Here is a 19,752-nt window from a genome sequence, read left to right as displayed (position 1 = left end):
ATTTTGTATCATAAGTTGGTGACTCCAAACACCTCTATAATATTTATGTTGTTATGAGTGGAAAAAATTCCGGATATCTGGACATGGAACTGTTGCGGTTTACTACCGCAGGCAGTGTGGATGATGGTAAAAGTACCCTGATCGGACGTTTACTATACGACTCAAAGGCCATTTTTGAAGATCAGATGGAAGCCATTGAACGCGCTAGCGTTAGAGCCGGTGGTGAGCAGGTTAATTTGGCACTACTTACCGATGGTTTGAGAGCCGAGCGGGAGCAAGGTATAACCATCGACGTGGCTTATCGGTACTTTGCTACCCCAAAACGCAAATTTATCATTGCTGATACTCCCGGCCATATTCAATATACCCGTAATATGGTTACCGGAGCCAGTACTGCCAATGTCGCATTAATTCTTATTGATGCCAGACATGGAGTGCTAGAGCAAACCCGTAGGCATGCATACATTGCTTCTTTATTACAGATTCCCCACATCATTGTTTGTGTTAATAAAATGGATTTGGTTGATTATGACCAAACTGTTTTTGAAAATATTGTAAGCGATTTTGAAGCCATTGCTTCAAAATTGTCTGTTAAGGACGTGCGTTTCGTTCCCATCAGTGCTCTGGAAGGAGATAATGTTGTGGACAGAAGCACCAAAATGGACTGGTATCAGGGTCCAACCCTGATGTATTTGCTTGAAAATATTCATATTGGGAGCGATATTAATCGTTCTGATTTTCGTTTCCCTGTTCAATATGTCGTGAGGCCTCAATCAAAAGATTGGCCTGATTATCGTGGCTACGCCGGCAGGGTTGCAAGTGGTGTAGTAAATGTTGGCGACAAGGTAACTGTTTTGCCCTCCGGATTTAGTTCGGTTGTAAAAAGCATTGACCTTTTTACCGAAAGCCAGGACAAAGCATTCGCACCACAGTCGGTTTGCATCACACTGGAGGATGACATTGATATCAGTCGGGGAGATATGATTATTAAAGAAACCAACGGACAACAGCCTCGAATTGATCAAAATATTGATGTGATGCTTTGCTGGTTCAACGAAAAGAAATTGATCCCGGGAGGGAAATATGCACTAAAACATACTTCTACAGAAGTGCGCTGTATGATTAAAGAGGCGCAGTATCGGGTGGATATCAATGAGCTTGAAAAGGTATATGATAATGTAGAAGTGGGAATGAATGATATTGCAAGGGTTTCAATTCGAACAACGAAACCTCTGTTTTTTGATTCTTATAACGTAAACAGAAACACCGGCAGCATTATTCTGATTGATGAAGGTACCAACGAGACTGTGGCTGCTGGAATGATCGTATAGATGAAGTTTTTAACTTGTTGATGATTTTTAAGACCTATAATACTCCTAGTTACGAGTTTATAGGTCTTTTTAATTCATCGGTTTGTTTGTTGTGAAATTAAGCTTGAATTTAGTTCCTACGTTTATTATGCTTTCAACTGACAGTTGTACATCGTTCTTGATTAAGAATTCTTTAACAAGAAGCAAACCAATACCTGTGCTCTTTTCTCCTTCTGTCCCTGTTTGTTGATGGCTGATTTTATATTTAAATAAATTTTCAATCTGATTTTGGCTCATCCCAATTCCAGTATCTTCAATTTCAACAACAATTAAATTGTTATTATTGTAAACTCTGATATATATCTCTTTTTCGGATTTCGTAAACTTAATTGCATTACTTAAGATGTTGCGTAATGATGTACATATCATTTCTTGATCGGCATATACCATAATTCCCTTACTTTCATAAGATTCTGTTACTTTTAATTTTTTTAAAGCAATTGATAGATTAAAATATACCAGCAGATCCGTAATGGTTTTTACTATATTGAAGTGTGTTTTATTGGTCTTCAGTTCAAGCAGATCTATTTTTTTCCAACTTAACAAATTCTCCAAAGTAAGCAGAACAGAACTACTGGTTCTGCTGATGGATTTTAGAAATTGTTTCATTCTAACTTCGTTATATGCCGCGTAATTGCAAAGCATTATATTAAGAAGTTGTTCAATTGAGCTTATGCTGCCGCGCACATCGTGAGATATAATGCTTATGAATTTGTTGTTGATCTGATTTAGATTTTCAATGTTTTTATTCTTTGCTTTTAGTTCGTAGTTTGCAATAAGCAACTTTAAATCTGTTTCTATGTGTTGTTTTAGTTGCCTAACCAGCGAAATGAAATTGCTATTAAACGAGTTTTCTTTGTTGTCAAGAAGGCATACTGTTCCAAAAACTTCTCCATCAGGCCAGTTAAGCGGAACTCCTAAATATGAAATCATCTCAACCTTTACTTCAGGGTCTTCATTTCTCCAAACAGGATCTTGACTTGCATTATGAATTACCAACTCTTTTTGTGAACCAATTACCTTCTCGCAATAGTGCCCGAACCCCAATTCAAATGTATCGGTAGCTTTAATCGGATTGTCCTCATTACTACTGTTCAAAAAAACTTCAAGATGTTCTTCCTTTAGCTGGGTAATGAGACCGGAGGGTACGTTGCAAATGTTTGCCGCTGTATCAATAAGTGCTTGCCATTTATTAGTAATTACTTTTACTATTTTGGGCTTGAGAGTTCCAATTACCACCTGTTTTAGTTCATTCTCACCACGAACCTTTACTTTGGAATACTTTGTTGCCATTTAATCAACATTAGTGCAAGTTTAACATCTTTTCTTTTTTGGTAAAGGGTGGTATCTGTCAGATTTTTAATTGGTAAATATGTTCTTCACTTATCAAGGCAGTTATAAATATGCAAGAATCAATAAATATGCAAGAATCAGCATTTTTGATATTACGTAGATTTGCACTCTGATGTTTCACATTTTGTGTGTAATGTGTGTCATGATTTACATTATGATTTATTCTTTCAATAGATTCAATCATCTGAATTGTACTCCTGTTTTGTCTTTATTTTTACTAAATATAAATAACACTATAAAGGGTAAATTGCAATGTAGAAATTGCAATTTCATGGAAACAAAACTTAACTTTGCGTCATAAAAAGAAACATTTTTTGTTATGATGCAGGCTTTTTTTAAAACGCATAAGTACCTGCTGGATCATTTAAGTGTACCTATTCGTAGGGGATTAATGGATCAGGTTAACTGGAATAGTCGGTTAATCGGAATTGTTGGTGCTCGTGGGGTAGGAAAAACCAGTTTTCTGCTGGATTATGTTTCGACTGTATTTGGCAATGATAAATCATGCCTTTACATAAACCTGAATAATCTCTATTTTTCTGATCGTACCATTATATCTTTTGCGGATGAATTTCAGAAGACAGGTGGAAAAACACTGGTTTTAGATCAGGTTTTTAAATATCCAGAATGGGCTTCAGAATTGGTAATCTGTTATGATAGTTTCCCTGATTTGCAAATTATCTTTAGCGGCTCACCCCTTATGTTGCCCGAAGATGGCCACGATTTGTTGATTAAGGCTGATATATACTCCTTGGAGGGTTTCTCTTTTCGAGAATATATTAACCATAAAAGCGAAAACAAATTTCCTGCATTTAAGCTAAACGAAATTTTAACTGATCATACTCGCATTGCAACAGATATTGTTGATTCCATAAAACCTTTGGCTTATTACAACGATTATCTTCATCATGGTTATTATCCTTTTTTCCTTGAAAAAAGCAACTATCTTGAAAATTTGTTGAAAAACATCAATTTAGTACTTGAAATAGATATTAGCTATTTGCAACAAATTGAACTTAAATATCTTCCCAAACTAAGGAAATTGTTGTATATTATTGCCTGTTCAGCTCCTTTTCAACCAAATGTGAGTCGATTGAGTCAGGAGGTGGAAACAAGCCGCGCTACCATTATAAATTATTTAAAGTACCTGAATCAAGCCCGTTTGATAAACCTGTTATATGAAGGCCAATCGGAACCTTTGAAGAAACCCTCGGAGATATACTTGCAGAACCCAAATCTTTTGTATTCGGTGGCAAGAGGAGATGTTGAAAATGAGGTTTTAAACAAAACGTTCTTTAGCAATCAGATAGGCTATAATCATCAGGTTGGATATAGTCGGACTACCGATTTTATTATAGATGAGACTCATCTGTTTAATGTAGGAAACAGACCAAAAACAGCAAAGGGAAAGAATGAGGATGTCTGGCATGCCTGCAATATGCTTGAAGTTGGTCATGGAAAGGATGTCCCTTTATGGCTATTTGGTTTTTTGGAGTAGTTCAGTGTGATCTAAATAGTGGAGATAATAGATGTAAAATTCGATAAAGCGAAATAACTAATTGATTTTTAAACTGTAAAAGAGAATAGACAAATGGCAAAAGCAAAGAAGTTTATTACCTGTGACGGGAACTATGCTGCCTCACACATCGCTTATATGTTTAGCGAAGTGGCTGCTATCTATCCCATTACACCCTCTTCCAACATGGCTGAGTACGTAGATGAGTGGGCGGCTAATGGAAGAAAGAACATTTTTGGAGAAACTGTAAAGTTGGAAGAAATGCAGTCAGAAGCCGGTGCTGCCGGTGCTGTGCATGGTGCTCTTCAGGCTGGTGCGTTAACATCAACCTTTACAGCTTCTCAGGGACTGTTATTGATGATCCCAAATATGTACAAAATTGCGGGTGAATTATTACCCGGAGTATTTCATGTGAGTGCACGTAGTTTGGCTGCTCAGGCACTTTCAATTTTTGGAGACCACAGTGATGTCATGTCCGCACGTCAAACTGGTTTTGCTATGCTGGCTACCGGTAGTGTGCAGGAAGTAATGGACTTAGCTGGTGTTGCTCACCTTACATCCATTAAGTCGAGAGTTCCATTCCTTCATTTCTTTGATGGATTCCGTACTTCTCATGAGATTCAGAAAGTTGAATTGATGGAGCAAGATGCTCTTGAGCCACTTCTTGATAAGGAGGCTCTTCAGAAATTCCGTGATAACTCATTGAATCCTGAGCGTCCAGTTACCCGTGGTACAGCTCAAAATCCGGATATCTATTTCCAGAGTCGTGAAGCTGCCAATCCATTCTATAACGCCATTCCTGATATGGTTGCTGAGTATATGGATAAGATTTCAGAAATCACTGGTCGTAAGTATCGTCCATTTGATTACTATGGAGCAGCTGATGCTGAGAATGTTATTGTGGCAATGGGGTCGATTACCGATACCATTAAAGAGACCATAGATTATCTTAACGCTAAAGGTGAAAAAACAGGTCTGATCGCGGTACATCTTTATCGTCCATTCTCCGCCAAATATTTCTTTGAAGCTTTCCCAAAAAGCTGTAAACGAATTGCTGTTTTGGATCGTACCAAAGAACCAGGAGCAAACGGAGATCCACTTTATCTTGATATTTGTGAACTTTTCCAAGGTAAGGAAAATGCACCAATGATCATCAGCGGACGTTACGGTCTCTCTTCAAAAGACACAACTCCCGCCATGATGGTTTCTGTGTTTGAAAACCTCAAAAGAAATGAGCCTAAGAATAAATTTACTGTAGGTATTGTTGATGATGTTACTTTTACTTCGCTGCCATTATTGCCAGAGATTGATTTGAGTGCTGAGGGAACTTTTGCCGGTAAATTTTATGGTTTAGGTTCTGATGGAACCGTAGGTGCCAATAAGAATAGTATTATGATCATTGGTAACACCACTGACAAATACGCTCAAGCCTACTTCTCATACGATTCAAAAAAATCTGGAGGTATTACCATTTCTCACCTTCGTTTTGGTGATACTCCAATTCGTTCACCATATTTGGTAAATACACCTGACTTTGTTGCATGTCACGTACCTGCTTATCTTGGTCGGTACGATATGCTTAAGGGACTGAAAAAGGGTGGAACATTCCTGTTGAACAGTCATTGGGATGTTGAAGAAACCAAGAATCGTCTTCCGAATGATGTGAAACGCTACATGGCTGAGAACGACATTCAATTTTATATCATCAATGCAACTGCCATTGCCGAGGAGATTGGGCTGGGTAACCGTACCAATACAATCATGCAGTCTGCATTTTTTAAAATTGCCGGAGTAATTCCTTACGAACAGGCAGTTGATGAGATGAAGAAATTTGTTGTGAAGTCTTTCGGCATGAAAGGTGAAGACATCGTTAACATGAACTACAGTGCTATTGACAAAGGTGGGGATGTTACAAAAGTTGAAGTCCCTGCAGATTGGGCTTCTCTTGCTGATGCCAAGTCTAATGGTAATGGAAAAGTGTTGCCAGGTTTTATCAAAGATATGGTGTTCCCAATCAATGCTCAAAAAGGTGATGATTTGCCTGTTAGTGCATTTTTAGGGCGTGAAGACGGAACTTTCCCTGCAGGAACTACCGCTTACGAAAAACGTGGTATTGCTGTTAACGTTCCCGAATGGCAGTCTGACAACTGTATTCAGTGCAACCAGTGTGCTTATGTTTGTCCTCATGCTGCTATCCGACCATTCTTGTTGGATGAAAAAGAGTTGGCATCTGCTCCTGAAGGGACGGTTACCATTAAGCCAAACGGTAAAGGATTCGACGGATTACAGTACCGTATTCAGGTAAGTGTACTTGATTGTACCGGTTGCGGTAACTGTGCTGAAGTTTGCCCTTCAAAAACAAAGGCTTTGTTAATGAAGTCTCTTGATAGCCAAATGGTAGAGACCGATCGTTGGGACTACATGGCTGAGAAGGTGACCATAAAGGATACCATCCAGGCAAAAGATATGAACGTAAAGGCTTCGCAGTTTGCTCAGCCATTGTTTGAGTTCTCCGGAGCTTGTGCCGGTTGTGGTGAAACGCCTTATATCAAACTGATTACTCAATTGTATGGTGACAGAATGATGATTGCCAATGCAACAGGTTGCTCTTCAATTTATGGAGGTTCTGCACCCGCAACTCCATATTGTGCCGACAAAGACGGACGTGGACCAGCATGGGCCAACTCTCTGTTCGAAGACAATGCTGAGTACGGAATGGGTATGGTTACCGCAGTTGACAAGTTGCGTGATCGCATTGAACTTAAAATGAAGGCCACTCTTAACGAGGTTGCACCTGCTACTAAAGCTGCCTTTGAAGCATGGTTGGAAGCGAAAGATGATGGTAGTAAAACCCGTGAAGTTTCAAATGCTGTTCTAAAAGCTCTTGAATCTGAAAAGCATGCCGTTGCAAAAGAAATCCTTGCGCTGAAAGATTATCTGGCTAAGAAATCTGTTTGGGTGTTTGGTGGTGACGGATGGGCTTATGACATCGGTTTTGGTGGTCTTGACCACGTTATCGCATCAGGTAAAGACATTAACATCCTGGTAATGGATACCGAGGTTTATTCAAATACCGGAGGTCAGGCTTCTAAATCGACTCCAGTAGGTGCCGTTGCCAAGTTTGCTGCTGCCGGAAAACGTATCCGTAAAAAGGATCTTGGCTTGATGGCCACCACATACGGATATGTATATGTAGCTCAGGTTGGAATGGGAGCAAATCAGGCTCAATACTTCAAAGCGTTGAAAGAAGCTGAAGCTTATCCCGGACCTTCTGTTATTATCGCTTATTCTCCATGTATTAGTCATGGATTACGCGGCGGTATGGGTAACGCACAAAATGAAACCAAATTAGCTGTTGAGGCTGGTTACTGGCAACTGTACCGTTACAACCCAATGTTGGAAGCGGAAGGAAAGAACCCGTTTGTGCTTGACAGTAAAGAGCCGGATTGGAGCAAATTCCAAGACTTCCTGAAAGGCGAAGTGCGTTATACATCATTGATGAAGGCATTCCCCGATGCAGCAAAAGAGTTGTTTGCTGCTGCTGAGGATAATGCAAAATGGCGTTACAGCACTTATAAGCGACTTGCTGAAGTAGATTATAAAGTTGTTGAGTAGTCACAACTTGCGATAGAATTAAAAGCTGCCTCCTACGGGGCAGCTTTTTTTGTAACATTAACAACAGATTAAGACTACAACCAGCCCTTTCGTTTAAAATAAAACATCATGATGGCAGCTACCGTCGCCATTATGAGTAGTGAGGCCGGATAGCCCCATTCCCAATTGAGTTCAGGCATATTTAATGGGCTTATTTCCGGATTGAAGTTCATTCCATATACTCCTGCAATAAATGTAAGTGGAATAAAAATGGTGGCGATGATGGTGAGAACTTTCATGATTTCATTCATGCGATTGCTAAGACTGGACATATACATGTCGTATAAACTGAAAACCATCTCACGATGGTTTTCAATACTGTCAATAACCTGAACAATGTGATCGTAAACATCTCTTAAATAAATTTTTACATCATTACTGATCAAAGGCGACTCATCTCGTATTAAACTATTAAGTCCATCCCTCAACGACCAAACTGATTTACGAAGAAAAATCAGATCTCGTCTCAAAGTGTGAATATGTTGAAGATTAAGAGGCTTTGGATTACTGATGACTTCTTCCTCAATAGATTCTATATGTTCGCCAGCCATATCAAGTGCTGAGAAATAGTGATCAACAACATTGTCGAGCAATGCGTATGCTAAATAGTCACATGATAGCCGACGTAATCGGGTATTATTCAGTAAAAGTCGTCTTATTATTGGTTCAAACAGCGTGTCGTCGCTCTCCTGAAATGAGAGCACGTAGTTTTTACCCAGTATTATGCTCAATTGTTCCGTCTGAAGTTCTTCATTTGAAGTGTTAACTCCTTTAATCATTCTCAAAACTATGAATATGATATCGTCGTATGGCTCGACTTTAGGACGTTGATTTACACTTACGATGTCTTCCTGCACCAATGGATGAATGTCAAAAAAGTTCCAGATTTCCTTTAGCTTTTCGATGTCATGAAGACCATGTATTTGAATCCATGTTTTTGATGCACTCTTAATATATCTTTCTGCGTCTGTTATTTTGTCTATGGATATATTTTCGTAACGGTTTTCATCAAAATCATGAAGAGTCATTTTTAACTCTTCCATCCTTTTTATCCCGGTGTGGAGGATGGTTCCAGGTGCCTGCCCCGGCGGTTTTCTTTTTATCCTGTGCTGGATAACCGGTCCAAAAAGGCCGCGTATTTGAACTGCTGATTTTCTTATCTTATATTGCATCGGGTGTTTTTTGTTTTTGCTAATTTCATGATTTTTTGTGATTAGTCCTTATTTTTATATGAGGATTTGATTTGTTTTATGCTGAATTTGGTTCTTTTTGTCAAACGGAACTATTTTATTATATGTTTCTGCTTATTATATTGTTTGTCTCAGGGTTGGCTGTTACAATTAAGGGTGGCGACTGGCTTGTATCTGGAGCCTCAGGAATTGCTCGTAGATATGGACTTTCTGAGTTGTTAATTGGACTTACGATTGTTGCCTTTGGGACTTCATTGCCTGAGTTTGTAGTCAGTTTACTGGCTATTATAGGTGATCATTCAGACATTGCACTCGCCAACGTAATAGGGAGTAATAATTTTAATTTAATGGTTATAATGGGATTATGTGGTCTGCTGATGCCTTTGTCGATTCAGAAAGACACTATCCGAAGAGAGATTCCGGTTTCTTTATTGGCCGTTGTAATGCTTTTGCTATTTGGAAATGATTTTTTTATTTCATCACGCAATGATTCTGTTTCCAGGTTGGATGGTATATTCATGCTTATTGTTTTTGCTCTGTTTCTGATATATCTGTTTCGTCAGTCAAAATTAGATAGAATCGAAGACCAAAAGACAGGAATAATTGTATCGAAAAAAAAGGGATGGTTATTAATCGTTTCCGGATTGGGCTTTCTTCTGGTTGGAGGACAAGTTTCAGTTACTTCTGCTGTAAATCTTGCCAAAGCAATTAATATCAGCGAAAAGGTAATAGGTTTAACTGTTTTGGCGATTGGCACCTCATTACCTGAACTGGTAACTTCAATCGTTGCCATGCGCAAAAAGAATGTTAATATTGCCATTGGAAATATTATTGGCTCTAATATATTTAATGTTTTATGGATTTTAGGAATCGGTTCTGTTATTATGCCTATTAAATTTTCGGGTTCATACAATATTGATCTCTTGTTTTTATCAGCTGGAACAGTATTCCTCATTCTGGCAATGTTTACAGGGAAAAAGCGGCAGCTCGATCGTTGGGAGTCTATAGTTTTATTGGGGATATATGGGGTTTGGATGCTGCTTTCTGCTGGATTGATGAAATATCCAATCCTACATTTCCAATTTTTAAACGATTAGGCTATACTTTCTCATATGATTTCTTCATACACTTTGAGTTTTTTTATTGTACCTGCTTTCTAAAACTCTTCCTTTATTATTCTGTCCGATTCAATGTTTAATTTTTTCAGAATGTTCTCTATGGACTCCATCATCTTTCCCGGGCCGCATAGATATATTTTCTGATTTTTGGAGGAGATGGTAGAACTTACAGTATTATAGTCAATGATTCCATGTTTGTAATCGGAATTGTTTTCCTCCGATAAAATATGAATCACGCTCAATCCGGGCATCTTTTCAAGTTCGTCTTTCAAGATGATGTCTTTTGTCGTTTTATTGGCATAAATGAGTTTGTTTTCTTCCGATTCCCTGTCCTCTTGTAATTGACGCAGAATTGAAATAAAAGGTGTAATACCTGCACCTCCGGCAATGAAAATGCCGGATCCTCGATACTCAATGGAACCCCAGGGATCACCAATCTTAAGCTCATCACCTGGTTTTACCTGTTGTAATTCATTGGTAAACCCATTATGATCGGCGTATATTTTAATTATGAATTCCAAGTAGGGTTTGTCGGGGGTTGATGTAAATGTAAAGGGAGCTGATTTTTCTTCCAGTCCCGGTTTATTTATTGCAATGTTGGTTGCCTGCCCCGGGATGAACGCATATCCCTCAGGTTTGCTTGTTATAATTTGTAATACATCATGATTTATCCATTCTGTGCTGCTGATTTCCACTAAATAATCCATCATTTTTATATTTAATTGATTGATATTAATTCAATTAAAAGTTAAGAAAAATTTTGAACCATGTAAAGCAGGTGGGTTAATAATTTCTCATGTTGTGGAGCAGATTGTTGAACCAATACGTATGGTGTAAACTGATTAAACTGTTCTCGTATTGAAGAACAAGTATTATGAAGAAGTAAAAAAAACTCAAAAACTAAACAATGAACAGGTTAAAATGATGGCATGCTTCGAACTAATCATTATGCAATTGTTATTGCATAATGAATGGTGCCTTATGATATTAACCATGCCTGTCGGAGAATATAAAGAATAAAAGGATTTTTAAATATTTGGTTTGAATCTGTCTGCGGCCGGAAATTCTAATTTTTACTTCTGTACACCCATACTGAGCTAAAGCGAGGCATGTTTCTCAGAGAGTTCATTTTTTGAATAGCGGTTTCTCTATGCTCAAATGATTCAATGGCAATTCGTATTCTTCCGGCCTCATCATCAAGAATCTGAGCATTGGTAAATCCTTCCTGAACAAAGGATTGCAATGCTTCTCTGGCAGGTTCTTGTTTTACAAAACTGGCAGCGATTATGTGAAAAGATTTGTTGACCTTAGCCTTCACGTTGTTGGTTGCAGTATAAATATCTTGTTCTTCTTGGACAACTTCCACAGGTTCTATAATCTCTACTGCTTGGGTTTCTGTGTTGCTGAAAACCGTGGTGGGCTGTAGCGAGTTTAAAAAGCCTGCTTGCTGATTCAGTTCCGGTGTTTTTAACTCTGAGGTGGTAAGAAACAGTAATCCTGCCATCATGGCGGCAACTGCTCCCCAATAATATCTCGAAGATTTGTGTTTTAGCGCTCTTGGTACACGAATTTCCCTCTCAAACTTCACTGTGTGATTGTAATCAAGGGGTTCAAACCGGAATGAGGTAAGGCCAAAAGCTTCCGGTAAAAAACTGTTTGTTGTGGCGGGTGTAAACAATATATTTCCGATGGCATCTCCTCTCAAACTTCCGATGTCAGACAGATCTATATTCTTTCCAATAACAATTTCAGCACGTACTAAAGCGACAAAGTCTTCTATGGCAAAAAGAGCTTCTTCAAAACTAATTCCCTCGCTCCTTGAAATACAATTAGCAAGTAGTCCATCATTGTGAATCAAACTTCGGTTAAAGCCGATTTCCTTAGCTGGTGGTAAAAAAAGATTCTTGTCCTCTTTTATAACAGATGCACGGTGGTTTGCCACAAAACCACCCAACCCAGGCACTATTACACAATCATGATTGTGTAACAGAGAAGATATATGTTGAATTATCATTGTCATATCTACAAAGATATATAAAAATTAAACGATGTGCATCCCTTATTTTTAAACACCTGTTGAAAAAATGTTGATTACTTTTATCAGGTCACCAGAGTAATCTCCTTATCAGGAACACTCTTTTATCAATAAAATCTCCAAAAATTATCTATATTGAGTACTTTTGCAGAAACAAAAACATAGATGGTAGTGGTTTTACTGTTGAGGTTTTCTGAATCTGATTGATGTTATAAAATACCGCAATTCTTTTTTTATGGAATTCGCATCATACATTAATTGTAATTGATTCTCTAATTTACTATCTTCTTTTGAGTTATAATCCGGTTATGCGGATTCAGGTTTATGCTAAATAATATGAAGTTGATACATCATAATTAAATCAGGTCTGAAAAATGAAAAAGCAAATATTGGTTACCGGAGGCACCGGTTACATAGGTTCTCATACGGTGGTTGAATTACAGGAAGCTGGATTTGAAGTGGTAATCATTGATAATTTATCCAATTCAAATATTGAGGTGTTAGATGCTATAAAAAAAATTACCGGACAAAGTCCGGGTTTTGAGAAACTTGATCTGGCTTGTAAAAAATCAACAGCAGATTTCTTTGAAAAATATAATAAAATTGAAGCCATTATACATTTTGCCGCATATAAGGCAGTTGGAGAATCGGTTCAGAAACCTTTGGATTACTATCAAAACAACCTGAATTCGCTGATGAATTTATTGGAAAACATGAAAAGGCATCAAATTCAACATCTGGTATTCAGCTCCAGCTGTACTGTATATGGTCAGCCCGACAAGCTCCCCGTAACCGAAAGTACGCCCCGTAAACCTGCCGAATCCCCATATGGTAATACAAAGGCCATATGTGAGGATATACTACGCGACTTTAGCAATGTAAACCCTGAGATCAACTGTGTTGCTCTCAGATATTTTAATCCTATTGGAGCTCATCCATCGGCGCTTATTGGCGAACTTCCGCTTGGTGTTCCCAATAACCTGGTGCCATTTATTACACAAACAGCAGCCGGAATAAGAAAGGAACTCTCTGTATTTGGCAATGACTACAATACGCCCGATGGTACTGCCATAAGAGATTATATCAATGTTGTTGATCTTTCCCAGGCTCATGTGGTTTCAATTAACCGCTTAATTGAAGGTAAACATAAAGCAAACTACGAATTCTTCAACATTGGAACCGGTAACGGATTTTCTGTGATGCAACTTGTAAAAACGTTTATCGAAGTGAATAAAGTAAATCTTCCATACAAGATTACTGATCGTCGGGCCGGGGATATCGAAAAAATATGGGCCGACACTTCCTATGCCAATTCCGAACTTGGATGGAAAGCCCAAAAGAGCATTGAGGAGACGCTTCAATCAGCGTGGGAATGGGAGAAGAATGTGAGAAATTTAAATTAAGTTTTTGGAATATTACATCGATTTATTGCTTTACACCGGAAAATTTACGTTTTTGCAGGTGTTTAACATCATCAAAACAAAAACAGAATAATGAAATACATATTAATTACAGGAGGTGCCGGTTTTATTGGGTCGCACGTTGTAAGATTAATGGTGAAGAAATACCCCAACTATCAGATTGTAAATCTGGATGCTTTAACCTATGCGGGTAATCTGGAAAATCTGACTGACATAGAGCATGCCTCAAACTACGAATTTGTTAAAGGTGACATCACAGATGCAAAGCTTGTTAGCCGGTTATTCGCCACGCATAATTTTGACGGCGTCATTCATTTGGCCGCTGAATCCCATGTGGATAGATCCATCAGTAATCCTTTAGAGTTTATCCAAACCAATATCATAGGAACTGTAAATCTGTTAAATGCCGCTCGCATGCAGTGGAAAGATCAATTTGAGGATAAACTGTTTTATCATATTTCTACCGATGAAGTTTATGGATCATTGGGGGAAACCGGCTTGTTTACAGAAACAACCTCATATGATCCACGAAGTCCTTACTCAGCATCCAAAGCGAGCTCCGATCATCTGGTACGGGCTTATTATCACACATACGGTTTACCGGTTGTCATTAGTAACTGTTCAAACAATTACGGCCCTAACCAGTTTCCCGAAAAGCTTATCCCACTAGCCATCAATAATATTAAAAACAATAAGCCAATACCAATATACGGGAAGGGTGATAACATTCGCGACTGGCTTTATGTTGAAGACCATGCATCTGCCATTGACGAGATTTTTCAGAATGGAAAAAATGGAGAGACCTACAACATTGGCGGATTAAATGAATGGAAGAATATCGATTTGATACATCTTCTTTGTAAAATTATGGATAAGGCCCTCAACCGGGCAGATGGGGAGTCGGCAAAACTCATCACTTTTGTGAAAGACCGTGCCGGTCATGATCAACGATATGCCATTGATTCGTCAAAACTGATGAAGGAATTGAACTGGAAGCCTTCCTTGCAGTTTGAGGAGGGTTTAGAAAAGACTGTTGATTGGTATTTAAACAATCAGAAATGGATGAATAGAATACTTTCCGGAGAGTATGAATCATACTACAATACCCAATATGGGGATAGATAAGTATTCAAATGCTACAACAAAAAAGGAACAGTAAAATGTTCCTTTTTTATTTCAGTGCTATCAAGCTTGTTTGAACAAATCCTGATTTGTTCAAACTTTCATCAATAAAATTCAGATATTAATAAGGCAAAACTGGTCATTCACAAAATAAGATTGTTCTGTTCTGTTAAGTTTACTATATTTACAATACAATAATAAATAACCCATATTAATCCGAAAATGCACAAAAAAATAGTACACTTAATCTCTGTTGTTCTTGCTTTATCAGTATTGTCTATTGCATCTAAATATTCAGAAGAAGATGATTTCGGGAAAGAACAAATCCTAAATACTACAATTGATTTAAATCACCATCACGAAAAAGCGGATGCAATTCAAGAATTTGAGAAATTTGTAGACCATCAACAAATAGAGTATTTTATGTCTGTTGGTGCAATAAGTATATTGGAAAACAATATGTTTTACAAAAATATCAACAACCCCTGATCCAAAAAAACGATGTTGTCCTGCGACCTCCCTTTACTGACAATTAAACTATTGCAGACTAAGAGTAACAGGAAGAACCTGTTATCACTACTTTCCTCAACCCCAAAATTTGTCCGTAACACTCCAGGACAACCTCGTTTTTTAATATCTTTTGTTATTTTCTACTCAACCGTGACAGATTTTGCCAGATTGCGAGGCTGATCTACATTACAACCTCTCATAACAGCAATATGATAAGATAGAATCTGAAGAGGAACAACTGCCAATAAAGGCGAAACGGCCTCATGACATTCAGGAATTTCTATTACATGATCGGCCATTTTTCTGATTCCTTTATCGCCTTTGGTTGCAATAGCTATCACTTTTCCTTTACGTGCTTTTACTTCCTGAATGTTGCTAACCATTTTTTCATACGATTGATCATTGGCAGCAAGAGCGAAAACAGGCATGTTTTCATCAATGAGCGCTATGGGGCCATGTTTCATCTCAGCGGCGGGATATCCTTCGGCATGGATATAGGAGATTTCCTTTAGCTTTAGAGCCCCTTCGAGTGCTACGGGGAATAAAAGTCCCCGCCCCATATAAAGTGCGTTGGTCACGTCTTTGTAAACAGCTGCAATCTTCTCTATTTCCGATTCTTGTTTCAGAATTTCTTCTATTTTAGAAGGTACCTGAATCAGTTCATGAATTAATTCTTTGTACTCAGAGGCAGGCAGAACTTGTCTTTTGCTTCCCAATAAAAGAGCCATCATGGTTAATACAGTGATTTGAGAAGTAAAGGCTTTTGTTGAAGCCACACCAATCTCAATACCTGCATGGGTGTAAACACCTGCGTCGGTTTCACGTGCGATGGACGAACCTGCTACATTGCAAATTCCAAGGATTGTTGCACCCGTTTCTCTAACCTTTCTTATGGCGGCAAGTGTATCGGCTGTCTCCCCACTTTGAGAAATTGCAATTACTAAGTCGTCTTCCTGTATAATTGGGTCGCGATATCGAAACTCGGAAGCATATTCAACTTCAACAGGTATGCGGCCGTATTTCTCAAAGAGATACTCCCCAACCAAACCGGCATGCCAGGAAGTTCCACATGCCACGATTATAATGCGTTTGGCTTTGATCAATTGAGGCATAACATCGAGAACTCCTCCCAAAAATATCTTGCTTTCATCCATGGCAACTCGACCACGGAATGTATCTCGTATAGACATGGGTTGCTCATGAATCTCTTTTAACATGAAATGTTCATAATCTCCTTTGTCAATGTGATCTATTGATAGTGTAATTTTCTTGAAGTCAGGTGTCTTGCTGTCATTTTCAAGATTCTTTAGATCCAGTCCATCCCTGGTTATGACCGCTACCTCTTCATCGTTTAGGTACATGACCTGATCAGTGTACTCAACTATCGGAGTTGCATCTGATGCCAGGAAATACTCGTGTTCCCCAACGCCAACCACCAAGGGACTTCCTTTACGGGCAGCAATTAGCATTCCGGGTTCATCTTCGCATGAAATAACCAACCCATAGGCTCCTACAACCTTTGTTAGCGCAAGGCGCACTGCTAGTTCTGCACTCACCGATTTTTCAAGATATATGTTCTCTATCAGGTTTGCCAGTACTTCGGTGTCCGTTTCGCTTTGGAATTTGTATCCCCTGTTGGAGAGTTCCTTTTTAAGGTGGGTGTAGTTTTCAATGATACCATTGTGAACAACGAAGAATTTTCCGTTCATCGATCTGTGCGGATGTGCGTTATGATCACTCGGTTCTCCATGAGTTGCCCAGCGAGTATGCCCCATGCCAACGGTTCCGGATATTTCCTTATCTTTTGATAAGGCCTGCAAATCCTTTACTTTGCCTTTGCATTTATAAACATTAGTCTGACCATTGAGCAAAGCTATGCCTGCAGAATCATATCCTCTGTATTCTAATCTCTGAAGCCCTTTTATTAATATGGGATAAGCTGTGCGATCCCCTACATATGCAACAATTCCACACATAACTATCTGTTTTAATTATAAAATCTTACTTAATTTATCCAATACCTTTGAAGCAAGGTTACTTTTCTTTTCAATATGTTCCAGTATGTCAGTAACTGCAGGGTGGCTGGTGAACTCGCCCCTTACGTTTTCAAAATCGCACATTCGGGTCTCTTCCTTTCCATCTATGCCAAATCCAGTTTGCGATTTTAATGTAAATTCCTTCCGGGCATCTTCATACATCATCTGATCCAGCTTTACTACAGCATTTTTCCACTCTTCCACGTAGTCCATCACTTGCTGAACAGATACAGACTCAACATCAAGGCCTGCTTCAGTCTTCAGTCGTGGGACAATCCAGTTCCATGCCCAGTCGAAATAGTGATTTTTGAAACTCACAAAACGTTTGTTTAATTCACCTGCTGTTGTCACTATTCCCTTTTCAACGTCATTTACCAATTGATCTACCTCTTCCTTTGGAACCAGCAAGCCAGCCATGTCAACCCATTCTCCTGAACCTTGTTTCCCCTCAGGTGCAATGGCCTTTAACATCTCTTCCCGGTTTGAAAAATCAGCCAGTTCAAGTTTTTTTACCAAGCCATTACCTAAGAACTTTGTGATCCCAATTCGATACATCTGAATACCTCTGTCGAGTGCGGAGGCCGTAATTTTTACACTGTTGTACATGTAGTACTCAGAAGTTGGACCCGAGGTTGATTTTAAATCATTTAACACCTTAATCCCCTTTATCATTTTTTGAATTGAATAGGGGCTTAGCAGGTTAAAAACAATTGCATCAAGCAAAACAGGGTCTTTTCGTCTGTCTCTTCGGGGCCATTTGCGGGCATCCCGAATGGTTCCAATGCTTCTAAGATTTACTCCCGGAGCAAGAAAACTCTCATCAGTGTTTTCAATCAGATAGGAAAAAGGAAGATCTGCTGTATCGGGATTACGATAATGTCGTCCCATAACAAGTGAAAATGCACCGATTTTGGCAGGCCACAACAAGTATGAGTCACTGGTGGTTTTACTTCCCCGCTCGACTACACCTTGGTGAATTGGCCCCAATTTATACATGTGATTGCTCTGGTTAGAACCGCTTCCTGCATTTAGAAAGGAATAATAACCTGCAATAAGCAGCGTTGATTTGTGATGTGAAACAGTATATGGTCCAGCAAATATGGAACAAGCCTCTCCATGAAATCCTTGACAATTGGCGAAAAACACAGAGTTTTCCGCTGAGTATTGTTTTGCCAAAACAGTCCCCTGACCTACGAAGCATTTCGAAATCATAGATGATTCGGTAACTTCACTGCCGCTGGCAGTTATAAAATCCTGAGCTATAACTCCAGGTCCGATGTATGATGGATCTTCCAGACTGCTGTTGATGGTTCCGTTTACAAGTCGGTAAACGCCTTCAATAAAGGCATGTTTACCTATTCGCACATTTTGAATGGTACGGCAGTTGACCAGGTGAGCTCCCTCTTCAATAGTACCCATGGCAGAGGTAACCCCTTTTGCAAAATCATCGGCCTTTTTTAGTAACTGGTCAATTAAGATTGGACGATGACGATAAAATGCCATTAGGTAGGCAGTGTGGGCTGAAAGTTCATCATACATGGCAATTTCTCTTCCGCCGGTTTCGTTCAAAACGGCAACTCGTATACCATTTCCAAAGGATGTTTCTTCTGAAACAAACAATGAATCTACATTTTCAATTATCACATTTTTTTTAATGTGATAATTGGCAAGATGATTTTTTACCTGATTTATGTATACATCATCATCAATAATGCAATTATGAATTGTGGCATTATATATCCCGGACTGCTTTGGCACCCCACCGGGTGAGGTAAATTTCTTTAATAGAAGTCCGATTTTCACATTCCCGGAAAACGAAACATTTCGAATGTTATGAGGAGAAAAGGCAGAATGCACTTCAATGGTACTCCAATCTTCGCAGAAAGATCCATTTAATATGAGGCTTTTAATCTCTTCTTCTGTTAGTTTTCGATAGGTCATATGATAAACGCTTTAAATTTGGGTTCGAATGTAAAAAAAAGATGAAATGAGTGAGAGTATAAAAATGAAACGAAACCGATATAAAAGAAAAAAGCAACCAAACAAAACGTTGTATAAGCATTCAAAAGGGTTTTGGCTGTTCTATTACCAAATTAAAATAATGGGCTTTATATCGGTTTTGGTTCGCTAATCATTGAATTACAATTGATTATTCCGATAATGCCGAAGTGGCAGTGAGTATCAGTATGATAAATTGTAAAGATCAAATAGTAATCTTAAGTAATGATAGGCGTTATTTTAAGGTTTCAAAAGCCTGCAGGTTAGGTTTCAAAACATTTCTATACTCTTTTGTTATTAACAAATATATGACAATTAAATGCCTCATATTAGAAATTGTTATTAAATGCATGAAACTTTTGATTAATGGAATATTTTCTTGGATAGCAGTAGAATGTTAATAAAGAAGTGATGATAAGGTCGGAAGGG

At 38.5% G+C, this 19,752-nt stretch carries 13 protein-coding genes; 7 read left to right on the top strand and 6 right to left on the bottom strand.

What is annotated here, in order from left to right:
• Window positions 1-53: 53 nt before the first annotated feature.
• Entirely contained in the window at window positions 54-1,331 is a 1,278-nt protein-coding gene (gene cysN, locus B5X70_RS07815) for a sulfate adenylyltransferase subunit CysN (RefSeq protein WP_232468315.1), read from the top strand.
• A 69-nt stretch (window positions 1,332-1,400) separates the two neighbouring features.
• On the opposite strand, the gene B5X70_RS07810 is transcribed toward cysN, so the two are convergent.
• Window positions 1,401-2,663: a GAF domain-containing sensor histidine kinase gene (locus B5X70_RS07810; RefSeq protein ID WP_079557340.1), complete on the bottom strand. Its 1,263-nt coding sequence runs from the start codon at window positions 2,661-2,663 to the stop codon at window positions 1,401-1,403.
• Window positions 2,664-3,042: 379 nt separating this feature from the next.
• On the opposite strand from B5X70_RS07810, the gene B5X70_RS07800 reads away from it, so the two are divergent.
• A complete protein-coding gene (locus tag B5X70_RS07800) occupies window positions 3,043-4,221 on the top strand; it encodes an AAA family ATPase (RefSeq protein ID WP_232468316.1) in 1,179 nt (392 codons plus the stop codon).
• 93 nt (window positions 4,222-4,314) lie between these two features.
• Entirely contained in the window at window positions 4,315-7,854 is a 3,540-nt protein-coding gene (gene nifJ / locus B5X70_RS07795; RefSeq protein WP_079557338.1) for a pyruvate:ferredoxin (flavodoxin) oxidoreductase, read from the top strand.
• A gap of 74 nt (window positions 7,855-7,928) precedes the next feature.
• On the opposite strand, the gene corA is transcribed toward nifJ, so the two are convergent.
• Window positions 7,929-9,065, bottom strand: a complete 1,137-nt coding sequence (gene corA / locus B5X70_RS07790; protein WP_079557337.1) for a magnesium/cobalt transporter CorA — start codon at window positions 9,063-9,065, stop codon at window positions 7,929-7,931.
• 122 nt (window positions 9,066-9,187) lie between these two features.
• Between corA and B5X70_RS07785 the strand changes: the two genes are divergently transcribed.
• Entirely contained in the window at window positions 9,188-10,180 is a 993-nt protein-coding gene (locus B5X70_RS07785; protein WP_079557336.1) for a calcium/sodium antiporter, read from the top strand.
• A 59-nt stretch (window positions 10,181-10,239) separates the two neighbouring features.
• On the opposite strand, the gene B5X70_RS07780 is transcribed toward B5X70_RS07785, so the two are convergent.
• Window positions 10,240-10,911: an FAD-binding oxidoreductase gene (locus B5X70_RS07780; protein WP_198314173.1), complete on the bottom strand. Its 672-nt coding sequence runs from the start codon at window positions 10,909-10,911 to the stop codon at window positions 10,240-10,242.
• Between the two features lie 356 nt (window positions 10,912-11,267).
• On the bottom strand, window positions 11,268-12,221 hold the full coding sequence (locus B5X70_RS07775; protein ID WP_088328656.1) for an HU domain-containing protein: 954 nt from the start codon (window positions 12,219-12,221) through the stop codon (window positions 11,268-11,270).
• 389 nt (window positions 12,222-12,610) lie between these two features.
• Here B5X70_RS07775 and galE point away from each other — a divergent pair, with 389 nt between their 5' ends.
• From galE to B5X70_RS07760, 3 genes are all read left to right on the top strand, one after another.
• Window positions 12,611-13,639, top strand: coding sequence for a UDP-glucose 4-epimerase GalE (gene galE, locus B5X70_RS07770; protein ID WP_079557333.1), 1,029 nt, complete (start codon window positions 12,611-12,613; stop codon window positions 13,637-13,639).
• 90 nt (window positions 13,640-13,729) lie between these two features.
• Entirely contained in the window at window positions 13,730-14,782 is a 1,053-nt protein-coding gene (gene rfbB, locus B5X70_RS07765; protein WP_079557332.1) for a dTDP-glucose 4,6-dehydratase, read from the top strand.
• Window positions 14,783-15,001: 219 nt separating this feature from the next.
• Window positions 15,002-15,268 (top strand): hypothetical protein, encoded by a 267-nt coding sequence (locus tag B5X70_RS07760; protein ID WP_079557331.1) that lies wholly within the window; start codon window positions 15,002-15,004, stop codon window positions 15,266-15,268.
• A 161-nt stretch (window positions 15,269-15,429) separates the two neighbouring features.
• Here B5X70_RS07760 and glmS read toward each other — a convergent pair whose 3' ends face one another.
• Together glmS and B5X70_RS07750 are read right to left on the bottom strand one after the other, a co-directional pair.
• On the bottom strand, window positions 15,430-17,265 hold the full coding sequence (gene glmS / locus B5X70_RS07755) for a glutamine--fructose-6-phosphate transaminase (isomerizing) (RefSeq protein ID WP_079557330.1): 1,836 nt from the start codon (window positions 17,263-17,265) through the stop codon (window positions 15,430-15,432).
• Between the two features lie 15 nt (window positions 17,266-17,280).
• Window positions 17,281-19,266 (bottom strand): DUF4954 family protein, encoded by a 1,986-nt coding sequence (locus tag B5X70_RS07750; protein ID WP_079557329.1) that lies wholly within the window; start codon window positions 19,264-19,266, stop codon window positions 17,281-17,283.
• Between the last annotated feature and the right edge of the window lie 486 nt (window positions 19,267-19,752).

Source organism: Alkalitalea saponilacus, assembly GCF_900168165.1.
Classification (GTDB): Bacteria; Bacteroidota; Bacteroidia; order Bacteroidales; family Marinilabiliaceae; genus Natronoflexus; species Natronoflexus saponilacus.
Note: the sequence above shows the minus strand (reverse complement) of the source record. Positions and strands in the feature narration are given on the sequence as shown.

Coding starts and splice junctions, on each gene's coding strand:
- cysN (WP_232468315.1), top strand. CDS start 54: ATGAGTGGAAAAAATTCCGGATATCTGGACATGGAACTGTTGCGGTTT.
- B5X70_RS07810 (WP_079557340.1), bottom strand. CDS start 2,663: ATGGCAACAAAGTATTCCAAAGTAAAGGTTCGTGGTGAGAATGAACTA.
- B5X70_RS07800 (WP_232468316.1), top strand. CDS start 3,043: ATGATGCAGGCTTTTTTTAAAACGCATAAGTACCTGCTGGATCATTTA.
- nifJ (WP_079557338.1), top strand. CDS start 4,315: ATGGCAAAAGCAAAGAAGTTTATTACCTGTGACGGGAACTATGCTGCC.
- corA (WP_079557337.1), bottom strand. CDS start 9,065: ATGCAATATAAGATAAGAAAATCAGCAGTTCAAATACGCGGCCTTTTT.
- B5X70_RS07785 (WP_079557336.1), top strand. CDS start 9,188: ATGTTTCTGCTTATTATATTGTTTGTCTCAGGGTTGGCTGTTACAATT.
- B5X70_RS07780 (WP_198314173.1), bottom strand. CDS start 10,911: ATGATGGATTATTTAGTGGAAATCAGCAGCACAGAATGGATAAATCAT.
- B5X70_RS07775 (WP_088328656.1), bottom strand. CDS start 12,221: ATGACAATGATAATTCAACATATATCTTCTCTGTTACACAATCATGAT.
- galE (WP_079557333.1), top strand. CDS start 12,611: ATGAAAAAGCAAATATTGGTTACCGGAGGCACCGGTTACATAGGTTCT.
- rfbB (WP_079557332.1), top strand. CDS start 13,730: ATGAAATACATATTAATTACAGGAGGTGCCGGTTTTATTGGGTCGCAC.
- B5X70_RS07760 (WP_079557331.1), top strand. CDS start 15,002: ATGCACAAAAAAATAGTACACTTAATCTCTGTTGTTCTTGCTTTATCA.
- glmS (WP_079557330.1), bottom strand. CDS start 17,265: ATGTGTGGAATTGTTGCATATGTAGGGGATCGCACAGCTTATCCCATA.
- B5X70_RS07750 (WP_079557329.1), bottom strand. CDS start 19,266: ATGACCTATCGAAAACTAACAGAAGAAGAGATTAAAAGCCTCATATTA.